Origin of the sequence: Pseudomonas sp. NPDC089918 (genome assembly GCF_050280605.1) — a bacterium.
Lineage (GTDB): Bacteria > Pseudomonadota > Gammaproteobacteria > Pseudomonadales > Pseudomonadaceae > Aquipseudomonas.
Window position 1 is genome coordinate 17,341 of the sequence record NZ_JBNNVP010000012.1, and the last position, 21,554, is coordinate 38,894.

The 21,554-nt window shown below is 57.8% G+C and carries 15 protein-coding genes and 1 pseudogene; 10 read left to right on the forward strand and 6 right to left on the reverse strand.

What is annotated here, in order from left to right:
• Positions 1-4 precede the first annotated feature (4 nt).
• On the forward strand, positions 5-1,666 hold the full coding sequence (locus ACQKPC_RS11070; RefSeq protein WP_427624680.1) for an ATP-binding protein: 1,662 nt from the start codon (positions 5-7) through the stop codon (positions 1,664-1,666).
• Between the two features lie 125 nt (positions 1,667-1,791).
• Here ACQKPC_RS11070 and ACQKPC_RS11075 read toward each other — a convergent pair whose 3' ends face one another.
• From ACQKPC_RS11075 to ACQKPC_RS11095, 5 genes and pseudogenes are all read right to left on the reverse strand, one after another.
• Entirely contained in the window at positions 1,792-2,169 is a 378-nt protein-coding gene (locus ACQKPC_RS11075; RefSeq protein ID WP_427624567.1) for a response regulator, read from the reverse strand.
• Between the two features lie 44 nt (positions 2,170-2,213).
• Positions 2,214-3,428 (reverse strand): hybrid sensor histidine kinase/response regulator, encoded by a 1,215-nt coding sequence (locus ACQKPC_RS11080; protein ID WP_427624568.1) that lies wholly within the window; start codon positions 3,426-3,428, stop codon positions 2,214-2,216.
• A pseudogene (locus ACQKPC_RS11085) lies at positions 3,422-3,508 on the reverse strand (chemotaxis protein CheB); the annotation flags it as partial. The pseudogene ACQKPC_RS11085 and the gene ACQKPC_RS11080, both read right to left, overlap by 7 nt.
• The gene (locus ACQKPC_RS11090; RefSeq protein WP_123496931.1) at positions 3,505-4,320 is read right to left on the reverse strand and encodes a CheR family methyltransferase; all 816 of its coding nucleotides are present in this window, start codon (positions 4,318-4,320) and stop codon (positions 3,505-3,507) included. The gene ACQKPC_RS11090 and the pseudogene ACQKPC_RS11085, both read right to left, overlap by 4 nt.
• The gene (locus tag ACQKPC_RS11095) at positions 4,320-7,811 is read right to left on the reverse strand and encodes a response regulator (RefSeq protein ID WP_427624569.1); all 3,492 of its coding nucleotides are present in this window, start codon (positions 7,809-7,811) and stop codon (positions 4,320-4,322) included. Before ACQKPC_RS11095 ends, ACQKPC_RS11090 begins: the two co-directional genes overlap by 1 nt.
• Before the next feature lie 260 nt (positions 7,812-8,071).
• Here ACQKPC_RS11095 and ACQKPC_RS11100 point away from each other — a divergent pair, with 260 nt between their 5' ends.
• Positions 8,072-8,440, forward strand: coding sequence for a response regulator (locus ACQKPC_RS11100; RefSeq protein ID WP_008069945.1), 369 nt, complete (start codon positions 8,072-8,074; stop codon positions 8,438-8,440).
• Between the two features lie 6 nt (positions 8,441-8,446).
• Here ACQKPC_RS11100 and ACQKPC_RS11105 read toward each other — a convergent pair whose 3' ends face one another.
• A complete protein-coding gene (locus ACQKPC_RS11105; protein ID WP_427624571.1) occupies positions 8,447-10,789 on the reverse strand; it encodes a hypothetical protein in 2,343 nt (780 codons plus the stop codon).
• Positions 10,790-11,174: 385 nt separating this feature from the next.
• On the opposite strand from ACQKPC_RS11105, the gene ACQKPC_RS11110 reads away from it, so the two are divergent.
• From ACQKPC_RS11110 to xylB, 8 genes are all read left to right on the forward strand, one after another.
• Positions 11,175-12,464, forward strand: a complete 1,290-nt coding sequence (locus ACQKPC_RS11110) for a glycosyltransferase (protein WP_427624572.1) — start codon at positions 11,175-11,177, stop codon at positions 12,462-12,464.
• A 195-nt stretch (positions 12,465-12,659) separates the two neighbouring features.
• Positions 12,660-13,565 carry an AraC family transcriptional regulator gene (locus tag ACQKPC_RS11115; protein ID WP_063343635.1) on the forward strand — a complete coding sequence of 302 codons (906 nt, stop codon included), beginning with the start codon at positions 12,660-12,662 and terminating at the stop codon, positions 13,563-13,565.
• 338 nt (positions 13,566-13,903) lie between these two features.
• The gene (locus ACQKPC_RS11120) at positions 13,904-15,226 is read left to right on the forward strand and encodes an ABC transporter substrate-binding protein (protein WP_427624574.1); all 1,323 of its coding nucleotides are present in this window, start codon (positions 13,904-13,906) and stop codon (positions 15,224-15,226) included.
• A 171-nt stretch (positions 15,227-15,397) separates the two neighbouring features.
• Positions 15,398-16,324 carry a carbohydrate ABC transporter permease gene (locus ACQKPC_RS11125; RefSeq protein ID WP_218394843.1) on the forward strand — a complete coding sequence of 309 codons (927 nt, stop codon included), beginning with the start codon at positions 15,398-15,400 and terminating at the stop codon, positions 16,322-16,324.
• Between the two features lie 10 nt (positions 16,325-16,334).
• Positions 16,335-17,165, forward strand: a complete 831-nt coding sequence (locus ACQKPC_RS11130; protein ID WP_192343026.1) for a carbohydrate ABC transporter permease — start codon at positions 16,335-16,337, stop codon at positions 17,163-17,165.
• A 165-nt stretch (positions 17,166-17,330) separates the two neighbouring features.
• Positions 17,331-18,434 carry an ABC transporter ATP-binding protein gene (locus ACQKPC_RS11135; protein ID WP_008069957.1) on the forward strand — a complete coding sequence of 368 codons (1,104 nt, stop codon included), beginning with the start codon at positions 17,331-17,333 and terminating at the stop codon, positions 18,432-18,434.
• 14 nt (positions 18,435-18,448) lie between these two features.
• Complete coding sequence (locus ACQKPC_RS11140) at positions 18,449-19,924, forward strand: mannitol dehydrogenase family protein (protein WP_427624576.1); 1,476 nt, start codon at positions 18,449-18,451, stop codon at positions 19,922-19,924.
• A 126-nt stretch (positions 19,925-20,050) separates the two neighbouring features.
• Complete coding sequence (gene xylB, locus ACQKPC_RS11145) at positions 20,051-21,547, forward strand: xylulokinase (protein WP_427624578.1); 1,497 nt, start codon at positions 20,051-20,053, stop codon at positions 21,545-21,547.
• Positions 21,548-21,554: the final 7 nt, after the last annotated feature.

A 21,554-nucleotide genomic window follows, 5' to 3' on the forward strand; every position in this document is an offset into this window, starting at 1 on the left:
GGTCATGGAGGCAATGTCCGAGCGTGCGATCATTCTTGCGCCGTTGGGACGCGACAGCCAGATCGCGCTGATGATGCTCAACGAGGCAGGGTTCGACGGGGTCATCACCCGGGATCTGGGCGCGTTGTGCAATGAGCTGTCGCTAGGTGCCGGCCTGCTGGTGATTGCTTGCGAGGCTTTATTGGGCGCCGACCTTGAACCGCTGCTGGGTCTGATCGAACAGCAACCGGCGTGGTCGGATCTGCCGATCGTGCTGCTGACCCACCACGGTGGCCCGGAGCAGAACCCTGCGTCGCGACTCGGTTCGCAGTTGGGCAACGTGACTTTCCTTGAGCGCCCGTTCCATCCGGTCACGCTGATCAGCCTGGTCACCACGGCGTTGCGCGGGCGACGACGGCAGTATGAAGCCAGGGACCGGTTGATTGATCTGAGCCAAAGTGAACTGCGCCTGCAAAACACTCTGGAAACCCTCGAGCAACAGGTCGAGGAACGCACCGCACAACTGCGCCTCAACGAGGAGGTCCTCAGGCAGTCGCAGAAAATGGAAGCGGTCGGCCAACTCACCGGCGGCATTGCCCACGACTTCAACAACATGCTGACCGGCATCATCGGAAGCCTGGAACTGCTGCGTCGACGCCTGGCGCGCGGACGCACCGAAGACCTGGACAGTCTGATCGATCTTGGAGTGACCTCCGCCAACCGCGCGGCGGGTCTGACGCATCGTCTGCTGGCGTTCTCTCGGCGTCAGTCGCTGGATTCAAAACCGGTGCAGATGAACACCCTTGTGGTGTCCATGGGCGAGCTGTTGCTACGCAGCATCAACGAAAGCATTCACCTGGAAATGCAGCTGGACGAGCAACTGTGGGTCGCCGAGGCAGACCCCAACCAACTCGAAAGCGCCCTGCTCAACCTGGTGCTCAACGCCCGGGATGCCATGCCCGACGGCGGAAAGCTGCTGGTCAAAACCTCCAATCAGCATCTGGATACGGGATTCACCGCGGCACACAGCAATCTGCAACCGGGCGATTACATCGTCCTGAGCGTCACCGATACCGGTTACGGCATGCCGCAAAGCACCATCAACCGGGCCTTTGACCCTTTCTTCACGACCAAACCCATCGGCCAGGGCACGGGTCTGGGGTTGTCGATGATTTACGGTTTCAGCAAGCAGTCTGGCGGCCACGTCAGCATTCACAGTGAAGTCGGAAAAGGCACCACGGTCAGTCTGTTTTTGCCGCGCTTCAGCGGGGAACTGCTCGAGGACACCCAAGTTGATGCCCAACACGCTCCTTACGCCCGGGATGGCGAAACCGTGCTGATCGTCGAAGACGATCCCGCCGTGCGAGTTCTGGTCAGTGCCGTATTGAGTGAATTGGGCTACGCCTTCGTTGAAGCGTGCGACGCCGACAGCGCCGTGCCGATTCTCGACTCCGGTCAGCGAATCGACCTGTTGATCAGCGACGTGGGGCTGCCGGGCATGAACGGCCGGCAACTGGCGGAAATCGGCCGGCAGTATCGGCCTGATCTCAAGGTATTGTTCATCACCGGGTATGCCGAACACGCCGCCGTGCGCGGTGGCTTTCTTGACCCTGGCATGCAGATGATCACCAAGCCGTTCACCTTCGATTTGTTGACGGCGAAGGTGCGGGAGATGATCAGAATCTGAGAGATTCTCGTGTAGGAGCTGCCGAAGGCTGCGATCTTTTGATCCTGGGCCGTCGCGCGAGCGCCAAAAAGATCAAAAGATCAAAAGATCGCAGCCTGCGGCAGCTCCTACGGGGCCCGCCGTCTTCAGGACAGCAGGTCCTGCATGACCTGTTGCAACACATCCAGATCGAACGGCTTGCCCAGGATCGGCGCTTTGCGGGTGATCGGGCTGTCGGTTTCGCGAATTTCCTGCGGGTAGCCGCTGATGAAAATGACCTTGAGCTCCGGTCGCAGCTTCACGGCGGGTTCGGCGATCTGCACGCCAGTGATTCCCCCCGGTAAGCGGAAGTCGGTGATCATCATGTCCAGATGCGGCTTGCTCGCCAGAATTTCAAAGGCCTGCTCGCCGTTCTCGGCTTGCAGCACCCGGTAACCCTCACCCGACAAGTAAGCAGACAGCACCATCAAGATCGAAGGGTCATCCTCGACGATCAGTACCACATCTTGTGCATCTTCACTCATGGAAAGCCTTTGTTCGGTCAATAGCTGCTGATACGACCGTGCGGTCACTCAGAGGTTGCGTTTATCGGACTGTTTTCCTGCAGCGGCAGACAAACGCGAAACAAGGCGCCTTCGCCAATCCGGCTCTCGACAGTGATGGAGCCACCGTGGGCGGCGACAATCTGCTCCGAAATAAACAGCCCCAGGCCCAGCCCCGCTACAACGGTCTTGGCGGAAACCCGTTCGAACTGCTGAAAAATGCGCTGCTGATTCTCTTCACTGATCCCGATACCGCGATCCTGAACCTCAACCCACGCTTGCCCGTCCTGATTGTACACGCGTACGTCGATCAGGCTCTTGGCACCATAACGCAGCGCATTGGTCAACAAGTTGGAAATCACTTGTTCGATACGGAACTCGTCCCAGTGGCCCACCACCGGCTGCTCGGCCGTCAAGGTCATCGACGACTCGGCGGCCTCGACCTGCGGGGCAAAGTTCTGCAGAAGGTTGTTCACCAGTTGCACAAGGTCAAACCGACTGGGGCGGATCGACAGCTTACCGGTGCGGATCCGCGATACATCGAGCATGTCTTCGATCAGGCGGATCAGGCTTTTGATCTGCCGCTCGTCGCGGTCGACCATGGCGTGCATCTTGTCCAGCGTGAATGCTGCAGCGTTATTCCGGGCCAGGTGCATTTTACGCAACTGGGTCTCAAGAATCAGGCCATTGAGCGGCGTACGGACTTCATGAGCCACGATAGACATGAAGTCATCACGCATGCGCACCGCCTGCTCCAGCTCATTCTGGGTGTTCTGCAACTGTTTGAGCAGCGCCTCCTGCTCCCGGCGACTTTGCTCCAGCGCTTCGACCTGATGCTTCATCGCTTTGCTCTGGCGATACAGGTCGACAAAGACATTGACCTTGCTCTTGACCGCATGAACGTCCAGCGGCTTGTGCAAGAAATCTACCGCACCGCTTTCATAGCCCTTGAACGCGTAATTAAGCTCGCGGCCGGCGGCACTGACGAACACAATCGGGATATTTTTGGTTTTTTCCGTGCCGCGCATCAACTCGGCCAGCTCGAAGCCGTTCATGCCGGGCATCTGCACATCAAGAATGGCCATGGCGAATTCATGCTGCAGCAACAGCGACAAGGCTTCGTCGGCGGACAGGGCTTTGTAGACGATACGGTCTTCACGCCTGATCAATGCATCGAGCGCCAGAAGGTTCTCCGGCAGGTCGTCGACGATCAGTAATTTGGCCAGGACATTACTTAACATGCGATTCGTTCCAGCTCGACAAACAGACGGCCAATGCCGCGAAGATCCAGCCGATGAGTATCCAGCACTGCTCTATTCATGATTTGCGATAGATCCGTTCTGGTTTGACCAATGCTTCAAATTGATTGCCATAGGCCGAGAAATCCACGGTTTCCTTACTGCCCAGTGCCAGAAAACCCCGATGACACAGCGATTCGTGAAACAAACCCAACGCACGACCCTGAAGTTTTTTATTGAAATAAATCAATACGTTACGACATGAAATTAATTGAGTTTCCGAGAACACACTGTCGGTGGCCAGGCTGTGATCGGCGAAGGTCACGTTGTCGCACAGGCTCTTGTCGAAAATCGCATAACCATAGGCCGCCGTGTAGTAATCGGCGAACGACCGCTGACCACCCGCCTGCTGGTAGTTGTGAGTGTAGGCCCGGACGTTCTCCAGGGAGAAAATCCCCTGCCGCGCTTTATCCAGCGAGTGCGGGTTGATGTCGGTGGCATAGAGAATGGTGCGATCCAGCAGGCCTTCTTCGCGCAGCAGAATCGCCATCGAATAGACCTCTTCGCCAGTGCTGCAACCGGCGATCCAGACCTTGATCGACGGATAAGTCTTGAGCAATGGCACCACTTCCTGACGTAGCGCCAGGAAATGCGAAGGGTCGCGGAACATTTCACTGACCGGGATCGTCAGCAATTGCAGCAATTGCATGAACGCGGCCGGATCATGCAGAACCTTCTCTCGTAGCGCCGAGATGGTTTTGCACTCGAACTGACTCAAGGCGTGATTGACCCGGCGTTTGATCGACGCGCTGGAGTAATCGCGAAAATCGTAGCTGTACTTGAGGTAGATCGCCTCGATCAATAAGCGCAATTCGGTTTCGGTGTCGCGCTCCACTAGATTCGTTCCATCTTCGGTAACCACACACGAATCAAAGAGAACAGGCGATCCAGGTCGATAGGCTTGGCCAGGTAGTCGTTGGAACCGGCCTGCAAGCAGCGCTCCTGATCGTCCTTCATCGCCTTGGCCGTCACCGCAATGATCGGCAGCTTGCGCCAGCGCGGGTCCTTGCGGATTTCGAGGGTGGCTTCGAAACCATCCATTTCCGGCATCATCACGTCCATCAGCACCAGGTCAATGTCCTCGACTTCATTCAATTTCTCGATCGCCTCACGGCCGGTGCGGCCAATGACCACGACGGCCCCCTTTTGCTCCAATGCACTGGTGAGGGCGAAGATGTTGCGTACATCGTCGTCCACCAACAGCACTTTACGGCCCTCGAAAACCTTGTCGCGGCTGCGGGCGATCTTGAGCATCGTCTGACGCTCCTGGGACAAGCGGGATTCGACCTTGTGCAGAAAAAGTGTCACTTCGTCCAGCAACCGCTCGGGCGAGCGCACGCCCTTGATGATGATCGAACGCGAATACTTGCGCAGCTCGGTCTCTTCGTCCCGGGTCAGGTTACGTCCGGTATAGACGATCACCGGCGGGAACGAGCAGATATCCTCGGTGGACATGCGTTTGAGCAAGTCGTTGCCGAGCATGTCTGGCAGCTTCAGGTCGATGATCATGCAGTCGAAAATCGTGGTGCGCAGCAAGTCCAGCGCATCCTGCGCCAGGCCGACAGCGGTGATTTCAATGTCCTCGTCGCCGATCAGCCGGGCGATGCTGTCGCGTTGCACATCGTCGTCTTCAACCAGCAAGACCCGTTTGACCTTCTGCGTCAGCTTGGCTTCGAGGCGGGCAAATACCTCCTTGAGCTCCTCGCGGGTGGTGGGCTTGACCGCATAACCGATGGCGCCCATGTGCATGGCCGCCTCGACACGGTCTTCGACCGAAATCACGTGCACCGGGATGTGCCGGGTTTCGGCATGTTCTTTCAGGCGCTGCAATACCGTCAGCCCGGAGTGATCCGGCAGGCGCATGTCCAGCAGAATCGCATCAGGGAGGAACTGCATGGCCAGGTCGTAGCCTTCGTCGGCGCCGTGGGCCACCAGGCACTGATAACCCAGTTCATGGGCCAGATCGTAAAGAATGTGCGCAAAGTTTGGCTCATCTTCCACGACCAGAATGCAGCGAGTAGCGAATGGCGCCTTGTTGCGATCATCGTCGAAACGCGGAATATCGACGGCGGCAATCAGCGGCCCAGGCGCAGCAACCATGGCGCTTTGGGGCATGACAACCGGCGTGGCTTCCATCGCATCGACAGGCCCGTCGCCCGGCTCGACGTACTGCTGCGGCAGCACCAGGGTGAACACACTGCCCTGCCCAGGCGTACTGGTCACACTGATCGAGCCGCCCAACAAGGTGGCCAGATCACGCGAAATCGACAAACCCAGGCCGGTGCCGCCGTAACGACGATTGATGGTGCCATCGGCCTGACGGAAGGCTTCGAAAATGCTTTCCTGCTGATCCGGCGCGATACCGATGCCCGAATCGCGGATGATAAAGGCAATGCCCTCGCCCGGTTGAGCGGCGACGCTCAGGCTGACAGTGCCTTTCTCGGTGAACTTCACGGCGTTGGACAGCAGGTTCTTGATCACTTGCTCCAGGCGCTGGCGGTCGGTGAACAGCATCAGGGGCGCATCGGCCAGCAATTGCACCTGGAAATCCAGGTTCTTTTGCGCAGCCAACGGCTGGAACATGCCACGCAGGCCTTCCACCAGACGCGCGACACTGGTGTTTTCCGCTCGCACCTCAAGCTTGCCGGCCTCAACCTTGGAAATGTCGAGAATGTCGTTGATCAGGTTGAGCAAATCATTGCCGGCGGAATAGATCGACTCGGCGAACTTGACCTGCTCGGCACTGAGATTTTCCTGCGGGTTTTCCGCTAACAGCCTGGCCAGAATCAACGAACTGTTCAGCGGCGTGCGCAGTTCGTGGGACATATTGGCGAGGAATTCGGATTTGTACTTGCTGGAGCGCTGCAACTCTTCGGCGCGCGCTTCGAGCTCAACCTGGGCCAGATTCAGCTCGGTGTTTTTCTGGTCCATGGCATCGCGTTGCGCGGCCAGGATCTGCCCCTGCTCGGCGAGTTGTTCGTTGGTTTGCTCCAGCGCTACCTGCTGGGTTTCCAGGTGGCCCTGGGACTCCTTGAGAATCCGCGACTGCTCTTCCAGCTCCTCGTTGGCGCTCTTGAGTTCTTCTTGCTGAACCTGCAGCTCTTCGTTGAGTTGCTGGGCTTCGGCCAGCACCTCCTGCAAACGTTGACGATAGCGAGCGGCCTCGATCGAGGTGCCGATGTTGCCGGCAATCAATTCGAGCAGTTCAACATCACGATCCGTCAGCGTGCGCAGGAACCCCAGTTCGATCACACCATTGACCCGATCGTCATCGCTGGTCGGCACCACCAACACGCTATGCGGTAAACCTTCGCCCAGGCCGGAACTGACTTTGAAGTAGTCGCCTGGTACGTCATCCAGACGAATCAAACGCGCCTGTTGCGCCACCTGGCCGACAATCCCTTCGCCACTGTAGATCTGCTGTTCAAGCGCTTCCTGTTCCCGGGAGAAACCGTAAGACGCGATACGCTTCAGGCCACCATGATCCTCACGGACATAGATCGCCGCGACAGCCGTGCCTAAATATTGGGCACAGAACTGCAAAATGTTGCGCCCCAACACATTGAGCGATAGCTGCCCCAGGACTTGCTCGGCCAGTTCGGTCTGGCCGTTACGTAACCAGGCTTGCTGTTCCAGGCGCCGGGCACTGGCCTGTTGTCCGGCGAGATTGGTGCTGTAACTTTGCGACAGTTTGAGCAAGTCCCGACGGCCAATGTAGGCCAGCAACCCGCTGATAGCGGCCACGAGCAGCAGATAAAGGGCGATGCTCCAGATCGTGGTGCGGCGCACTTCCTCGTTACGTGTGGCACGCAACTGCTGCTCCAGGTCGATAACGTCTTCGAATTGCTTGCGGATCTCATCGGTCAGCCGCTTGCCACGTCCGGCCTTGACGGCGCCACGGTAGTCACCGCTGGTGCGCTGCAAATCGATCATCGCTTGCGCGTAATTGGCCCATTCTGTCTGCAAGGCCTGGAGCCGGCGCAGACGATCGGTCTGGACCGGATTGTCGGCGGTCAATTCGAGCAAAGTATTGAGCGCGACCGCGATTCTGGGCTTGGCCGTCTCGTAGGGGTCGAGGAAATGTTCGTCGCCACTGAGCAGGAACCCACGCATGCCGGTTTCCAGATCGACGGTCAGCTTTATCGCCTCATTGGCATTATTGATCACCCGGTCGGTGTGCTGGACCCAATGAATCACCGACAGCAGGTAGGTGATCAGCGAAACGAAGAAAACCGCGCTGATGACGCCGACACCCAGCGGCAGGCTGACGTTGCGGCTCAGGAGTTTACGGAATCGTTGCTCATCAACCGAAGACGCAGAGGTCATGGGAAGCCTTGTCGTGCTGTTGAAAAGCATCGAGTCTGCCCCAAAATGTCCGGGCTCATCCATTTTTCTGACATGTTTTGCGGCAAAAACCTGCATTTAGCTGCTCTGGGACAAAAGGAGCGGTTATTCTCTGCGGCTCTTGTGCGGCTATTGTTTTTGTAGCGCGTCGGGAACCTGTCGTGATTCATCACTCAATCACGCAAGAACCCGGCGGTTTCGATTGTCCGGCAACCGCGAATTCAACCTTTGAGAGCCCCACTATGTCCGCTGACCCCTCCACCATTCTAGTCGTCGAAGACGATGCCATCGTGCGCACGCTGATCGTCGATGTGCTGGAGGAGCTCGAATACAAGGTGCTTGCGGCGGACGGCTGTGAAGCGGCGCTGGAGTTCATCAATGATGAAGACCAGTACATCGACTTGATGATGACGGATGTAGGGTTGCCGGTCATGGACGGTCGGGAATTGGCGAAGCAGGCACGCATGCTGCGTCCCGAGTTGCCGATTCTGTTCGCCAGCGGCTATGCCGAAAGCATCGAGGTGCCGGACGGCATGTATCTCATCGGCAAGCCATTCTCTATCGATCAGTTGCGGGACAAGGTCAAGGGTATTTTGTCGCCTGGCCAATAACGCGACTCAAGCACTCGGGCGTTTGCGTTTAGCCTCCTGCCGCTCTCGGAAAGCGATGATGTCATTGGCATCCACTTTAGCCGGTAGTCTTGCAGGCGTCGGAGTAGTGTCTGGCACAGGCGGCACTGCTTCCTGCTCGGCCACCGCCTCGTTACCAAAATCGACGCCTGCAAGTCCGTTGATATCAGTCAGCGGCTGGCGGAATTTATTTCCCACGTCTCGACCACTGCCTTTCAATGGATTGACCTCACTCGCCATCAGCGCTCGATTGATCGCTTTGGGGTTGGGAATGAACGTTCCGGTCTTGTCATAGGCGCCGAGAATCAAGGCAGGCGGTAGATCGACGGCATAGTTGATTTCCAAAGGCGGCAGTTGTTTCAACCCGGAGTTTGGGCGAAACGCTAGTTCGGTATTGGCATACAAATGGAATCCCTCCAACTGACGAGCATCGACGAAATAGGTGTAGCCGCCTTTTTGGCCACCATAGACAAAGGCACCTGCGCCGTCTTTCTTGTAAAAAGCCGAGGTCGAAATCCCCGCGCCATCAAGATCGAGTGCATCGTGAGCACCTCCATAGCCACCTTTGAAGCCGTTGACCTGATTGAGATCCCTGATTGGCGTGCGTTGGGTAAACCCTTTTTCAAAGATTACCTTCGTGTCGCGCATGTCCCCGCGGAACACGAAACCTTGATAGACAAAACCTTTTTCCGGCCCTGAAAGTCTCACCACCTGTGAGTTCGTCGCAAGGGACTGCGCCACATTCGGCCCGCCCGCCAACTCTGACAGGTAGCCTGCGACAAGCACCCCCTTGCCTGCATCCGGTATTTCTTTGCCAGCAGTACTCGCCAACTGATGGCTGATGCTGCCTGCGGGTCTGCGCACCAACGAGGGTCTATTGCTGCGCTTAAGCGTTTCGAGCACTCGGCGGCTGATGTTTTTCTTGGCCACCATGGAAAGCGCTTTACCCAAAAGTTTTTCCGCAATGGGGCCGGCGAGTTCTGACAAAACTCCGATCGCTGCGTTGATCCTCAAACGTTCCGCCTCGGAAGGGTCATCAGAGATTTCGGCACGGATCAGATCAGTTGCCGATGCCCCAATTCCCAACAGGAAGGGAATCAGCATACGAATCGGTGCAGACACCAAGGCCGCCGTTCCTCCGGTAGGGATCGAAACCGCGAACGCAATGCATTGCAGCAGATACCCGGCGACTTCCAACGCAATATCGGTCATACGCTCGGCGTGGGTTGATACCAATGTATCGATGTCCGCCAACGCTCGCTCGATCTGCCGGTCGAAAAGGTCTTTGCCAATGTCAGTGCTGGATCGAAATACAATCTCTCGATAGTTTGGGCGCGTCGCGAACAGGAGAAACTCCATTCCCCGATATTTGAAATCACGGACGTAAGGTTTTTGTTGCGCGCTCAATGGAACACGCTTCAGCAGACGCTTTTGCAGTTCCGGATGGTTTTCCAGAAACCTTCCGCGCTCGTCATGCCCGGCGGGAAATTCGATGGCCGCGCTGTCTTCGCCCAGAAAAAACAACACGCCGCGATCCAGATTGCTGCGCCCGATAAACACGACGTTATCGACCTCAAGATCCGGGTCGCTGTGCAAGTTAAGAAGACGCGCAGGGATCAAGCCTTTGAGATACTCAAAGGCAATCATCCTGTCTTCCATTGAGCGAGCGTCACTCTTGATGAACTCTACGACCAGCTTGTTGAGTTCGGCTTTTTTTAGCAGTCGCCCAAAAGCGTGCGCCGCAGGATGCTGTAAGCTTTCGGCAACATACTTTTTGAAGTCAGCCTGATAGTCGGCCCCCTCCAACGTCTTTACAAGCTTGGCAGGATAGTAGGAAGGCCATTGTATTTCAGAGTACCCTCTGTCTTTCAGCACACGATAATGATAGCCGGTGCATAGTTCTGCCAATGTAAATGTTCGCTCCTTCCAGTTGGCAGAATCCCTTTCGGCTTTAAGCATGTCACTGCGATTGGGTTGTTTAACCTCTATATATTTAATCGTCACTTCTGAATCATGCCTTATCCGTGACCTGTTTTTTTCGTCAGGCACTAGCGCTTGCACAGCCTCATCAATGCGATCACGAATAAAATAGGCAGGATCAAAGCTGGCGGGGTCAGCGACGACAGAACAGCCATGCAATATTTCATCACTCAGTTCTTTCACATTAACACCATCGACATCTCCGTCATCTAGCGAACTGATTTCGAATGTTCTGGTTTTCGCCATTGGCACAGACTCTTCCTCCTCCACATCACTTAGGGGGTCCAGCAGCCATAGAAGCGAGTATTGATCTTCGGCATTATCGTAAATACCAGGCAACTCCATTTTCATAACGTATTCCTGCGAGCAGCAACAAAGCACGAACTGCACTTTTCCATTACTGCAAGCCAGGCACAAGCGTAATCACCCCCAACTAAATAACAAACCGTAGATATGTTATTAATATTTACAATGCAACCAAAAACCTTAGTTATATTTTTTGACCTGCATGCAATGACAGTAAAGAACGTTACTGCTCGCAACCGGCGACAGCGGCTCGGCATGGCCAGGCGAGAAGTGAATTCCGGGCTGTCCAGGAATAATGAATAGTCCCTTGTCATTGGTTGCTTGAAAAATGCACACCGTCGTGTGATTCCATGCAGGAATAAAATCATCCAGCGCTGTGGTTTAATTGCGCCCTTTTCGCCCTATCGCTTGCCGCAAAGGATCCACCTTCATGGCCCCCCCGCCCATCACCAAAGTCCTAGTCATCGGTTACGTCTGGCCCGAGCCCCGCTCTTCTGCGGCCAGTGGGCATGTGATGCAGATCCTCGAAACGTTCTTGCAGCAAGGCTGGAATATCACCTTCAGCAGTCCCGCCGGTCCCGGCGAGCACAAGGCCGATCTGACCGCGTTGGGCATCCGCGAAGTGCCGATCGAGTTGAATAACAGCAGTTTCGACACCTTTGTCAGTGAACTGGCACCGGATATCGTGTTGTTCGACCAGTTCATGATGGAAGAACAGTTCGGCTGGCGAGTAGAGAAACACTGCCCCGACGCCTTGCGCGTACTGGAGACCTCCGACCTGCAAAGCCTGCGACATGCCCGGCATCAGCGCCTCAAGGAACGCTTGAAAGCCAGTGATGACGCCAATGATTTCGGCGAGTTGTTCGCCCCTGCATTGCGCGAAGAGTTCGAGCTCATGGCCGATACCGATCTGGCAAAACGGGAGATCGCCGCGCTGTATCGCTGCGACTTGAACCTGATGATCTCCGAAGTGGAGATTGAATTGCTGGTCGAGCAGTTCGGGTTACCACAACAACTGCTGCACTGGTGCCCGTTGATGGTCGAACCGCTGACCACCGCATCGCCAGCCTTTGAAGACCGTGCGCATTTCCTCAGTATCGGTAACTTCCGTCACGCGCCGAACTGGGACGCCGTGCTCTGGATGAAAACCACGATCTGGCCGCTGATCCGTGCGCAGCTGCCAGAGGCGCAACTGCATATCTATGGCGCCTATACGCCGCCCAAAGCTACCGCCCTGCACAATGCGGCCCAAGGGTTTCATGTGATGAACTGGGCAGAAGATGCTTTGCAAGTCATGTCTGAAGCCCGGGTGTGCCTGGCGCCGTTACGCTTTGGTGCGGGTATCAAAGGCAAGATTGTCGACGCCATGCTGTGTGGCACGCCCAATGTCACCACCCCGATTGGCGCAGAAGCGATGCACCGCGAACAGCCGTGGCCGGGCGCCGTGACCCGAACCGCGCGCGAGTTCGCCGATTGTGCGGTTCGTCTTTATAAGGACAAAGAGCTCTGGATGAGCGCCCAATCCCATGGGCAGACGTTATTAGCCGATCGCTATCAGCCGGCAGTACATGGCCCGGCGCTGATCGAGAAGTTGTTGTATTGCCAGCAACACCTGGCACGCCTTAGAAGGGATAACTTCACCGGCAGCATGTTGCGCCATCATCATCACAAAAGCACTCAGTACATGGCCCAGTGGATTGAAGCAAAAAATCGCATTTAAGAAAATGCCGAACTTCGCCCGCCGTACGCAACAAGAACTTATCAGCCCTTGAAGGGACGCCCTACGAAACGTTCTTCTGATCGCTGTCTTCGACCACCATTCGCTATCGAGCAGCCACGGTCAGTGTTGCAGGCTGGTACAGAGAGCCTGGAAAGAGGCATGATCAACGGGCGATAACAATAAAAGTGCCCTGACATGAGCCGACCAGCCAGAGTTACCGATCCTTCCTACGAATTGATGGACGACCATAACGGGTTGTCCATCATCTATCGTCAGCACGGCTTCCCCTGCCCTTTGGTGCGCTGGCATTTCCACAAGGAATACGAACTGCACCTGATCGTCGCCAGCTCCGGCAAGGTGTTCATCGGTGACTACATCGGTAACTTCTACCCGGAAACGCTGTTCCTGACCGGCCCCAACCTGCCCCACAACTGGATCAGCCAGGTGGCCGAAGACGAAGTGGTGCCCAAACGCGACATGCTGGTCAATTTCACTGACGAACTGTTCGAAAGCGGCCATCAGGTGTTCGCCGAGCTCAAGACGCTTGCACCCTTGCTGGAGCGCGCGCAGTACGGCATCGAGTTTCGCTGCAAGCGCACGATCCGCCAGGCCATGACCTTGATGCAGCGCATCGCTGATACCAAGGGCATGACCCGGCTCGGGCATTTTTTCATTCTGCTGGAGTTGCTGGCGGCATCCGATGACTATCAGTTGCTGTCCGGTGCCACGACGCCGCAATTGGCCGATGAACACAACATCGACCGCACCAACCGGGCGGTGGATTACATCTTTGCCCATTACGCCCGGGAACTGCCGCTGGAAGAAGTCGCCGAGCACCTGGGCCTGAAGCCGACCTACTTCAGCCGAGTGTTCAAACAGGCCACCGGGCGCTGCTTCATCGAATTCGTCAATCGCCTGCGGATCAGCAAATCCTGCGAGCTGCTGGCCGATGGCGACAAAACGGTGACCGATGTGTGTTTCGAATCGGGCTTCAATAATATTTCCAACTTCAACCGGCGCTTTCAACAGCTCAAGGGCATGACGCCATCGCACTACCGGCGGTTGGCGGTGCAGCGTTTGACTGAGCAAAACCTGGGTTAATTCCTACCCCTGTGGGAGCGGGCTTGCCCGCGATAGCAGACTGTCAGCCGATATAAATGGTGGATCTGACGGCCTCTTCGCGGGCAAGCCCGCTCCCACAAGGTTTTGTATTCAAGCTGAAAACCTGTACAGATTCCAACGGCGCTAGCGGCTAATAAACCGTACCACGCACCTCTCGCCGCAAACCCCAGTGCAAAAAAGTATCGGTCACAGTGCGATGGATGATTTGTCACCCCATCAATTGAAGGCTGTAATCAGTGCACATTCTTCCTGCCCAGGAAGACACAAAAACAATAACTGTCCTTCTGTACCCGCCGGGTGCAGAAAAGGAGTGCACGATGCAACCTTCTGTAAAAGCTCTGCTTGCTCTCACCTGCATGACCCTCAGTAGCGTCAGCCTCGGCGCCCAGACCCTGACCATTGCCACCGTCAACAACAGCGACATGATCCGCATGCAAAAACTCTCGAAAACCTTCGAGGCCGAGCATCCGGACATCAAGCTCAATTGGGTGGTGCTCGAAGAAAACGTCCTGCGCCAACGCCTGACCACCGACATCGCTACACAGGGCGGGCAGTTCGATGTGTTGACCATCGGCATGTACGAAGCCGCACTCTGGGGCGCCAAGGGTTGGCTGGAACCGATGAAGGACCTGCCGGCCAGTTATGCCCTCGACGACGTGTTCCCGTCGGTGCGTGAAGGCCTTTCGGTCAAGGGTACGCTCTATGCCCTGCCGTTCTACGCTGAAAGCTCCATCACCTATTACCGCACCGACCTGTTCAAGGACGCCGGGCTGACCATGCCCGAACGCCCGACCTGGACTCAGATCAGCGAATTTGCCGGCAAACTCACCAATAAAGACAAAGAACAGTACGGCATCTGCCTACGCGGCAAGGCTGGCTGGGGCGAGAACATGGCGCTGATCACCACTGTCGCCAATGCTTACGGCGCACGCTGGTTCGATGAGCAGTGGAAACCGGAATTCATCGGTCCCGAATGGAAAAACGCGCTGAACTTCTACGTCGACACCATGAAGAAATCCGGCCCGCCGGGCGCGTCGAGCAACGGTTTCAACGAAAACCTGGCGCTGTTCAACAGTGGCAAATGTGCGATCTGGGTCGATGCCAGCGTTGCCGGCTCGTTCGTCACCGACAAGACCCAAAGCAAGGTCAGCGATCACGTCGGCTTCACCTACGCACCGCATGAAACCACCGACAAAGGTTCGGCCTGGTTGTATTCCTGGGCGCTGGCCATTCCGACCAGTTCCAAGGCCAAGGACGCGGCGAAAACCTTCAGCGCCTGGGCCACCTCCAAGGAATACGGTGCGTTGGTCGCGGAAAAAGACGGCATCGCCAACGTGCCGCCAGGCACTCGCGCCTCGACCTACACCGAGGCTTATATGAATGCCGCGCCATTCGCCAAGGTGACGCTGGAGTCGCTGAAGGCTGCGGATCCGAGTAAACCGTCCCTCAAGCCCGTGCCCTACATCGGCATCCAGCTGGTGACCATCCCTGAATTCCAGGCCGTGGGCACCCAGGTCGGCAAACTGTTCTCGGCAGCGCTGATCGGCCAGACCACGGTCGACCAGGCCCTGACCGCCGCCCAGTCAACCACCGAACGTGAGATGAAGCGCGCCGGTTATCCAAAAATAACCGCGCAATAACAACTGTGGAAACGGGCTTTTGTGGCGAGGGAGCTTGCTCCCGCTCGGCTGCGAAGCAGTCGCAAAGCTTTTGGGGCCGCTTCGCGACCCAGCGGGAGCAAGCTCCCTCGCCACACAAACCTGTTCCCACATTGGATCTTCATTTGTCTGTTCTTAATCGGTTTTAACGCCATGAATATTTCAACTGTCAAAGCTCACATGGACATTGCCCAACCGGTACGTAAAAGCCGGTTGACCAACCCCGGCTGGTTTCTGGTCAGCCCCTCGGTGGCGCTGTTGTTGCTGTGGATGATCGTGCCGCTGGGCATGACCGTCTATTTTTCAATGATCCGCTACAACCTGCTCTACCCCGGTGAAAACCAGTTCGTGGGGTTGGAGAACTTCAGCTACTTTCTGAGTGACTCGGGCTTTCTACCCGGCGCCACCAACACCCTGTTACTGGTGGGCAGCGTGCTGCTGATCAGCATAGTGTTCGGCGTATTGATCAGTGCGTTGCTGGAGGCCAGTGAGTTTCTCGGTCGCGGCATCGTGCGGGTGATGTTGATCTCGCCGTTCTTCATCATGCCCACCGTCGGTGCGCTGATCTGGAAAAACCTGATCTTTCACCCGGTCTCGGGGATTCTCGCCTACATCTGGAAGCTGTTCGGCGCACAGCCCGTGGACTGGCTCGCGCACTACCCGCTGCTGTCGATCATCATCATTGTCTCGTGGCAATGGCTGCCCTTCGCGATCCTGATTCTGATGACCGCCATGCAGTCCCTCGACCAGGAGCAGAAAGAAGCCGCGCGCCTGGACGGTGCCGGCCCCATCGCGATCTTCTGGCACCTGACCCTGCCGCACCTGGCCCGGCCGATTGCAGTGGTGGTGATGATCGAAACCATCTTCCTGCTGTCGGTGTTCGCCGAAATCTTCACCACCACCAACGGTGGCCCCGGTTATGCCTCGACCAACCTCGCCTACCTGATCTACAACCAGGCACTGGTGCAGTTCGACGTCGGCATGGCGTCCGCCGGTGGTTTGATCGCGGTGTTGATTGCCAACGTCGCGGCCATCGTGCTGGTGCGGATGATCGGCAAAAACCTGACAGACAAAGCCTGAGGCCTGCGCCATGACTCTTCAACAATCCCGTCGTCTGCAAAGCCTGCTGCTGGGCACCCTGGCCTGGGCCATTGCGATCCTGGTTTTCTTCCCAATCTTCTGGATGGTACTGACCAGTTTCAAAACCGAAATCGATGCGTTCGCCACGCCGCCACAGTTCATCTTCACGCCGACGCTGGAGAACTACCTGCACATCAACGAGCGCAGCGACTACTTCAGCTTCGCCTGGAACTCGGTAGTGATTTCCTTCAGCGCCACGGCCCTATGCCTGCTGATCGCGGTGCCGGCGGCCTACTCCATGGCGTTCTACGAAACCCAGCGCACCAAAGGCACGCTGTTGTGGATGCTCTCGACCAAGATGCTGCCGCCAGTGGGCGTGCTGATGCCGATCTACCTGCTGGCCAAGAGTTTCGGCCTGCTGGATACGCGCATCGCGCTGATCGTGATTTACACGCTGATCAACCTGCCGATCGTGGTCTGGATGATTTACACCTACTTCAAAGACATCCCCAAGGACATCCTCGAAGCCGCACGCCTGGACGGCGCAACGCTGTGGCAGGAAATGGTCCGGGTGTTGCTGCCGATCGCCAAGGGCGGCCTGGCATCGACGGTTTTGCTGTCGCTGATCCTGTGCTGGAACGAGGCGTTCTGGTCGCTGAACCTGACCTCGTCCCAGGCCGCGCCACTGACCGCATTGATCGCCTCGTACTCAAGCCCCGAAGGACTGTTCTGGGCCAAGTTATCGGCGGTGTCGACCCTGGCCTGTGCGCCGATCCTGATCTTCGGCTGGATCAGCCAGAAACAATTGGTCCGCGGCCTGTCGTTCGGCGCCGTGAAATGAAGATCGCCGACTCAACGCGATCCACTGTGGGAGCGAGCCTGCTCGCGATGGCGGAGTGTCATTCAACAGTGATGTTGACTGACACGGCCTCATCGCGAGCAGGCTCACTCCCACAAAAAAGCCCGCCCGGCTCAACTGAATAACTACAAGTGGAGGCCCATCATCATGGCCAACCTGAAAATCAAAAATCTGCAAAAAGGCTTCGAAGGTTTTTCCATCATCAAAGGCATCGACCTGGAAGTGAATGACAAGGAATTCGTGGTGTTCGTCGGCCCGTCGGGCTGCGGCAAATCCACCCTGCTGCGGCTGATCGCCGGCCTTGAAGAAGTCAGCGGCGGCACCATCGAACTGGATGGCCGCGACATCACCGAAGTCAGCCCGGCCAAGCGCGACCTGGCGATGGTGTTCCAGACTTACGCCCTGTACCCACACATGAGCGTGCGCAAAAACATGTCGTTCGCGCTGGACCTGGCCGGTGTAGCGAAAGCCGAAGTCGAGAAAAAAGTCGGCGAAGCGGCGCGCATCCTTGAACTCGGGCCGATGCTGGAGCGCAAGCCCAAGCAACTGTCCGGTGGTCAGCGTCAACGCGTGGCCATCGGCCGTGCGATCGTGCGCAACCCGAAAATCTTCCTGTTCGACGAACCGCTGTCCAACCTCGACGCCGCCCTGCGGGTGCAGATGCGCCTGGAACTGTTGCGCCTGCACAAAGAACTGCAAGCCACGATGATCTACGTGACCCACGACCAGGTCGAAGCGATGACCATGGCCGACAAAGTCGTTGTCCTCAATGGCGGCAAGATCGAGCAAGTCGGTTCGCCACTGGACCTGTATCACCAGCCGGCCAACCTGTTTGTCGCAGGCTTCCTCGGCACGCCGAAAATGGGCTTCCTCAAGGGCAAAATCACCCGCGTTAACGGCCCAAGCTGCGAAGTGCTGCTGGACGCCGGCACCCGCATTACCCTGCCGCTGAGCGGGGCGAATCTGAGTGTCGGCGGTGCGGTGACTTTAGGGATTCGTCCGGAACATCTTGAACTGGCGCAACCCGGCGATTGCACCCTGCAAGTCACTGCCGACGTCAGCGAACGCTTGGGCAGCGACACTTTCTGCCACGTCCTGACGTCATCCGGCGAAGCGCTGACCATGCGTGTTCGCGGCGATCTGGCCAGCCGTTATGGCGAAACCCTGAGCCTGCACCTGGATGCCGAGCACTGCCATTTATTCGATGCCGACGGCGTGGCGCTGACCCGTCCACTGCGCGCCGCAGCCTGATCCGAGAGCATGCGATGAAACTGAATAAACAGAACCTCAACCGCCTCGCCCCCGAGGTGGCCTTGCCCGCCTACACCTTGAGCGATACCCGCCAAGGCATCGCGCACATTGGCGTTGGCGGCTTCCACCGCGCGCATCAGGCGTATTACACCGATGCCTTGATGAATACCGGCCAAGCGCTGGACTGGGCCATCTGCGGAGTCGGCCTGCGCGCCGAAGACCGCCGGGCCCGGGACGATCTCAAAGAGCAGGATTATCTGTTTACCCTGTTCGAACTCGGCGACGCCGACGACGCTGAAGTGCGGGTTATCGGCGCCATCCGCGACATGCTGCTGGCCGAAGACAGCGCCGAAGTGCTGATCGACAAACTCGCCCATCCAGATATCCGCATCGTCTCGCTGACCATCACCGAAGGCGGCTATTGCATCGACGACAGCAACGGCGAGTTCATGGCGCACCTGCCGCAGATCCAGCACGACCTGGCTCACCCGAACGCGCCAAAGACTGTATTCGGTTTCCTCTGCGCTGCACTGGCCAAACGTCGTGCAGCCGGTACGCCCGCGTTCACGCTGATGTCTTGCGATAACCTGCCGCACAACGGCGCCGTGACCCGTAAAGCCCTGCTCGCATTCGCCGCCCTGCGCGACGCCGATCTGCGCGACTGGATCGAGCGCCATGTCAGTTTCCCTAATGCGATGGTCGACCGCATCACGCCAATGACCAGCACCGAGCATCGTCTGCAACTGCACGACAAACACAGCGTCGACGACGCTTGGCCGGTGGTCTGCGAACCGTTTGTGCAATGGGTGCTGGAAGACAAATTCGTCAACGGTCGCCCGGCCTGGGAAAAGGTCGGCGTGCAGTTCACCGACGACGTCATGCCTTACGAAGAGATGAAGATCAAACTGCTCAACGGCAGTCATCTGGCCTTGACCTATCTGGGCTTTTTGAAGGGTTACCGCTTCGTTCACGAAACCATGAACGACCCGCTGTTCGTGCGCTACATGCGCGCCTACATGGACCTGGACGTGACGCCGCAACTGGCGCCGGTGCCGGGGATCGACCTGACTGAATACAAAAACACCCTGGTGGCGCGCTTCTCCAACCAGGCGATTGCCGATCAGCTGGAGCGAGTGTGTTCGGATGGCTCGTCGAAGTTTCCGAAGTTCACTGTGCCGACGATCAATCGCTTGATTGCCGATGGGCAGGAGACCAAGCGTGCGGCGCTGGTGGTCGCGGCGTGGGCGCTGTACCTCAAAGGTGTGGATGAGAATGGCCAGACCTATGCAATTCCGGATCCACGGGCGGCGTTCTGTCAGGCACTGGTGGCCGATGATGTGTTGATCACGCAGCGGTTGTTGGAAGTGGAGGAAATTTTTGGGACGGCGATACCGCGCTCTCCGGAGTTTGTCGCTGCGTTCGAGTGGTGCTGTAACAGCTTGCGCGATGTTGGGGTGACGCGGACGCTCGAAAGAGTGCTCGCCGCCTGATCGTTCCCACGCTCTGCGTGGGAATGCAGCCCGGGACGCTCCGCGTCCCATCCAGAAGCGGACGCAGAGCGTCCATTGAGGCATTCCCACGCAGAGCGTGGGAACGATCTTCGGTAGGGTGTTTCCATGGCAAACCAACAACTATTCCTCGGTGTCGACTGCGGCACCCAAGGCACCAAAGCCGTCGTCCTCGACGCGCACAGCGGCCAGGTCCTCGGTCAGGGCGCCGCGGCCCACAGCCTCATCAGCGGTGCCAATGGTCGTCGGGAGCAAGACACTGCCCAATGGCTGGAAGCCTTTACCCTGGCCACCCACCGTGCATTGCTCGCAGCGAATGTAGACGGTCAGGCCATCCTCGGCATCGGGGTTTCCGGCCAGCAACATGGCCTGGTACTGCTCGACGATCGTGGCCAGGTGCTGCGCCCGGCCAAGCTCTGGTGCGACACCGAGTCCACGCCGGAGAACGACCGCTTGCTCGCCCATCTGGGCGGCGAAAAAGGCTCCCTGGAGCGCCTCGGCGTAGTCATCGCGCCGGGTTACACCGTGTCCAAACTGCTCTGGACCAAAGAACAACATCCGCAAGTGTTCGCCCGGATCGCCCGCATTTTGCTGCCCCATGACTACCTCAACTACTGGCTCACCGGCCGCAGTTGCAGCGAGTACGGTGATGCCTCGGGCACCGGGTATTTCAACGTGCGCACCCGCCAATGGGACTTGCAACTGCTGCGCGACATCGACCCCACCGGGCGCCTGCAAGCCGCGCTCCCGGAGCTGATCGATGCCCACCAACCGGTCGGCACAATCCTGCCGAGTATCGCCGAACACCTTGGCATCAACCCGCACGCACTGGTCTCCAGCGGCGGCGGCGACAACATGATGGGCGCCATCGGCACCGGCAATATAAAGCCCGGCGCGATCACCATGAGCCTCGGCTCCTCGGGAACGGTCTACGCCTATGCCGACCAGGCGAACGTCAGCCCGGACGCCTCGGTCGCGACGTTCTGTTCCTCCAGCGGCGGCTGGCTGCCGCTGATCTGCACGATGAACCTGACCAACGCGACCGGCACTATTCGCGAGTTGTTCGAATTGGATATCGAAGCGTTCAACGGCTTGGTCGAGCAAGCGCCGATCGGTGCCGACGGCGTGTGCATGCTGCCGTTCCTCAATGGCGAACGCGTCCCCGCCCTGCCCCATGCCAGCGGCAGCCTGCTGGGGCTGACCATGACCAACCTGACCCGGGCCAACCTGTGCCGCGCCGTGGTGGAAGGCACCACCTTTGGTTTGCGTTATGGGCTGGACCTGCTGCGCCAGAATGGCTTACAAAGCCTGCGCATCTGCCTGACTGGGGGTGGTTCGAAGAGCCCGGTGTGGCGACAGATCGTCGCTGACATCATGAATACGCCAGTGATTTGTACCGAGCAAAGTGAAGCCGCGGCCCTCGGCGCAGCGATTCAGGCGGCGTGGTGCAAGTCCTGGGCAAACGGTCACGAAGACAGCCTGGCGGACTTGTGCGAGCGTTGCGTAAAGCTCGATCTGGCCAGTGAAACCTTACCGATTGCAGAAAATGTGGCGGCCTGTCAGCAGGCCTATGAACGCTATCGACAGCATGTCGCAACCCTTTAAAGAGCGA

What these genes read in the sequence shown, in the direction of transcription:
- ACQKPC_RS11110 (WP_427624572.1), top strand. Translation starts at nt 11,175, where the DNA reads ATGGCCCCCCCGCCCATCACCAAAGTCCTAGTCATCGGTTACGTCTGG.
- ACQKPC_RS11140 (WP_427624576.1), top strand. Translation starts at nt 18,449, where the DNA reads ATGAAACTGAATAAACAGAACCTCAACCGCCTCGCCCCCGAGGTGGCC.
- ACQKPC_RS11125 (WP_218394843.1), top strand. Translation starts at nt 15,398, where the DNA reads ATGAATATTTCAACTGTCAAAGCTCACATGGACATTGCCCAACCGGTA.
- ACQKPC_RS11100 (WP_008069945.1), top strand. Translation starts at nt 8,072, where the DNA reads ATGTCCGCTGACCCCTCCACCATTCTAGTCGTCGAAGACGATGCCATC.
- ACQKPC_RS11080 (WP_427624568.1), bottom strand. Translation starts at nt 3,428, where the DNA reads ATGTTAAGTAATGTCCTGGCCAAATTACTGATCGTCGACGACCTGCCG.
- ACQKPC_RS11105 (WP_427624571.1), bottom strand. Translation starts at nt 10,789, where the DNA reads ATGAAAATGGAGTTGCCTGGTATTTACGATAATGCCGAAGATCAATAC.
- ACQKPC_RS11070 (WP_427624680.1), top strand. Translation starts at nt 5, where the DNA reads ATGGAGGCAATGTCCGAGCGTGCGATCATTCTTGCGCCGTTGGGACGC.
- ACQKPC_RS11075 (WP_427624567.1), bottom strand. Translation starts at nt 2,169, where the DNA reads ATGAGTGAAGATGCACAAGATGTGGTACTGATCGTCGAGGATGACCCT.
- ACQKPC_RS11135 (WP_008069957.1), top strand. Translation starts at nt 17,331, where the DNA reads ATGGCCAACCTGAAAATCAAAAATCTGCAAAAAGGCTTCGAAGGTTTT.
- ACQKPC_RS11130 (WP_192343026.1), top strand. Translation starts at nt 16,335, where the DNA reads ATGACTCTTCAACAATCCCGTCGTCTGCAAAGCCTGCTGCTGGGCACC.
- ACQKPC_RS11095 (WP_427624569.1), bottom strand. Translation starts at nt 7,811, where the DNA reads ATGACCTCTGCGTCTTCGGTTGATGAGCAACGATTCCGTAAACTCCTG.
- ACQKPC_RS11120 (WP_427624574.1), top strand. Translation starts at nt 13,904, where the DNA reads ATGCAACCTTCTGTAAAAGCTCTGCTTGCTCTCACCTGCATGACCCTC.
- ACQKPC_RS11115 (WP_063343635.1), top strand. Translation starts at nt 12,660, where the DNA reads ATGAGCCGACCAGCCAGAGTTACCGATCCTTCCTACGAATTGATGGAC.
- xylB (WP_427624578.1), top strand. Translation starts at nt 20,051, where the DNA reads ATGGCAAACCAACAACTATTCCTCGGTGTCGACTGCGGCACCCAAGGC.